Source organism: Micropruina sp. (assembly GCF_047606365.1).
Lineage (GTDB): Bacteria > Actinomycetota > Actinomycetes > Propionibacteriales > Propionibacteriaceae > Micropruina.
In genome coordinates this window covers 1-3,251 of record NZ_JASGEN010000114.1, presented here as the reverse complement: position 1 = coordinate 3,251, position 3,251 = coordinate 1, and the positions used below count along the sequence as shown (strand labels likewise).

Genomic DNA, 3,251 nt, shown 5'->3' with positions numbered 1-3,251 from the left:
GTCGGTGAAGGTGACCACCTGGCCGTAACGATTCCGGGTCAGGGTTTTCCTGCTGCCGGTGGCGTCCTGCATGGCACAGGGCAGCTCATCCTGCGGGCCGGTATAAAACCAGCGGCTGGTGTTGCCTTCGCGGGAGGTCTCCGCCGTCAGCCGACCCTGTTCATCGTATTCCCGGCGGGTGCGCAGGCCGTCAGGCCAGGTCGTGTCCGTCAGCTGCCGCTGGTCGCTGTAATAAAACCGTGTGGTCCTGCCGTCGGGGGCAATGATGGCATCGGTGTCACCGGACCCGACGTTCAGCCGGTACTGCGTCCGGCGTCCGGCCGCATCGATCTGCGCCAGCAGGCGGCCCGCGTTGTCGAATTCTCTGAGAATGCGACTGCCGTCCGCCTGTTCCTGTTTCACCACCCGCTTCAGCCCGCCTTCACCCTCGGTGTGCAGCACCTCCCGGCGGTTCAGACTGTCGGTGATGGTAACCGTATTGTTTTCATACCTGTAACGGTAACTGAGCCCCTCAGGGTTGTGCTGTGCCACCACCCGACCGGCCTCATCGTAGTGGTAGGTGGTCTGCGGACGTCCGGCATGACTGTGAGCCGTCATCCTTCCGGGGTTCTTTGCATCATACGTAAAGCTTCGAACCTGCATCCCGTCCCGGTCATACACCGCCGCCAGCTCACCGCGCGGGGTGTATTCATAGCGCACCAGCGGCCCGGCGGGCAGGTTGTACGGGTATTCCGGGTCGTGTGTGAGCCAGACCGCCTCCAGGCGGACACCGCTGTCGGCACCATAGCCGGACACCGGTGGGGTCTGTGTCAGTGTGCTCAGTGTCAGCCGGAAGCGGCGGCCTGCGCCGTCGGTGACGGCGGTGATATGACCGCTGAAATCTCCCTGCGCCGCCCGGTGAAAGGTGAGCGTGCGCCCGAAACGGTCTGCCAGCCCGGTCAGTACCCGGTACGGCGGCAGCGGCGCGGGCAGGAGCTCACCCGTGTCCGGGACACGTTTAGACCAGCCGAGTATCCACCAGGGCCCCTGCGGGCTGTTCACTGCCAGGTAAATATGCGGACTTAAACGAATATCCTCCGGCAGGGTCTGCCACAGCCGGTACAGGGCGCTACTCTCATGCAGCGCCAGCGTTCCGCCGCGGGCCAGCCACAGGGATTCGCTGCGGCTGAAGGCGGTCTCCCCGGGGAACAGCGGCTCAAAATAAAGACTGCGCCCGCCGCTGTCACTGAGGATAAGGGTCTCATCCGTGATGTTCAGGCGGATATCAAAGGAGGCTTTCCAGCCGGGACCGAAAACGCCCACAGGCGCAGGCGTTTTCGTCTGATAACTGCTGTAGCTGCGGGAAAGGATAAACGGCAGTGGGCCGGGCAGAACGATATCCGTTTCGCCGGGCAGGACCTTGGCACCGAGCAGCGGATTGACCGGATTGCCCGAGGTGACGCCTCCGGGGCAGACCGAGCAGGCAACACCGGTGGGGGCACCGATGAACACCCCGGCAGAGCCCTGGACTATCGGGCCGCCGATTTTTGTCATGTCACCCATCCGGGCAGCCGGTTTACCGCTCATGGTCAAATCCTTTTAAACCTGAAATGAGCGGGAAGAATACCGGGAAATAACCTTTAGAAAAGAACGGATATAAGCAAGTGCGGAAAAATCGGAAAATATTAAGATGTGTATAAAAATGCCCCGGCTGGACATCGACAGCCGGGGCAAAACGAGGCGGTTATTTTACGCTGACATCGATACCCGGGAAGTACTTATCAGCGAGTTTAGCGATCGTGCCATCAGCACGTACTTTATCAATTGCGGCATTAAGCTGCTTCTGGGTGGCCTCATCCCCCTTACGCAATCCAAAACCGATACCACTGCCCAGGATAGTGTCGTCAGACACCGGTTTGCCGATAAAGCCAAACCCTTTCCCCTGGGGCTTGCTCAGGAAACCTGCCTGCCCGGCCGCGGACATAACTAACGAGGCATCGATACGGCCATTCAGCAAATCTCCCCACGCCATGTTCTGATCTTTATAAGACACCACGGTGACACCCTGCTTTTCCCAGTGCTCTTTGGCGTATGTTTCCTGGATAGAGCCCTGCAACACCCCGATGGTTTTACCTTTCAGCCCTTCAGGCGTTGCTTCTACCGCCGTGCCCGCTTTCCCCACCAGCTGTGACGGAATGCGATAAATCGGCTGGGTAAAATCAATGCTCTTGCGGCGTTGTTCGGTGATGTTCATGGCAGAGTTGATGGCATCAAATTTCTTCGCCACCAGACCCGGGATCAACGCATCAAATGACGTTTCAACCCAGGTACATTTCAGGGCTGCCGCTTTACAGATGGCATTGCCCAGCTCAACGTCAAAGCCTTCAAGCTCGCCTGAGGCATTGCGGCTTTCAAACGGTGGATACTCAGCTTCCAGCCCGTAACGCAACTCTGTGGCGGCAAAAGAAGAGAACGAACACAGCAATCCCATGCCGACAACTAACGCGCGTAATTTCATGTAAAACTCCTTAGCGTGGTTTAACCCGACACAGGGCCTGGGCACCTGCCCGTAACGTTGCCTCATCTTTCGCAAAAGAGAGACGGATCAATTTATTATCTGTGCCATCCGCATAAAACGCCGACAGCGGAATGGTTGCAACACCGCACTCGGTAATCAACCGCTTCACCATGTCACTGTCGCTTTCATCACTAAAATGGCTGTAATCGGCCAGCAGGAAGAATGAACCGGCGCTTGGCAGCAAGCGGAACGGTGATTCTGCAAGCAGCGATTGCAGCAGGTCGCGTTTGCGCTGATAAAACGCGGCCAGCGACAGCCAGGTTTGCGGATCGGTCATGTGTTCTGCAAACGCGTGCTGCATTGGGGTATCGGCAGAAAACATTAAAAATTGATGGACCTTGCAGATCTCTTCCATCAGCACCGCCGGTGCAACACAGTAACCGACGCGCCATCCGGTGACGTGATAGGTTTTTCCGAAGGATGAAATAATGACGCTACGCTCCGCCAGCTGGGGATGTGTGGCCATCCCGTGATGCGGCTCGCCATCAAAGACGACGTGTTCGTACACTTCGTCAGACAAAATAATGATATCGGTATTACGTGTGACCGCCGCCAGCTGTTGCAGGTCGTTCGCAGAGAAGACCTGCCCGCTCGGGTTATGCGGGGTGTTAACGATGATCATCCGTGTTTTCGGGGTGATGGCAGCACGGACTTCATCCCAGTTCACGGCAAAATCAGGTACGGTCAGTTTGAT

At 57.8% G+C, this 3,251-nt stretch carries 3 protein-coding genes; all 3 read right to left on the bottom strand.

The genetic code is table 11. From position 1 onward, the window contains the following. On the bottom strand, positions 1-1,566 hold a 1,566-nt coding region (locus QM624_RS13760; protein ID WP_415092752.1), incomplete at its 3' end, for a DUF6531 domain-containing protein. A gap of 157 nt (positions 1,567-1,723) precedes the next feature. After that, on the bottom strand, positions 1,724-2,497 hold the full coding sequence (locus QM624_RS13755) for an ABC transporter substrate-binding protein (protein ID WP_014070241.1): 774 nt from the start codon (positions 2,495-2,497) through the stop codon (positions 1,724-1,726). 10 nt (positions 2,498-2,507) lie between these two features. Then, positions 2,508-3,251: aminotransferase class I/II-fold pyridoxal phosphate-dependent enzyme (locus QM624_RS13750; protein WP_415092750.1), on the bottom strand; the 744-nt coding region annotated here is incomplete at its 5' end.

What these genes read in the sequence shown, in the direction of transcription:
- QM624_RS13755 (WP_014070241.1), bottom strand. Translation starts at nt 2,497, where the DNA reads ATGAAATTACGCGCGTTAGTTGTCGGCATGGGATTGCTGTGTTCGTTC.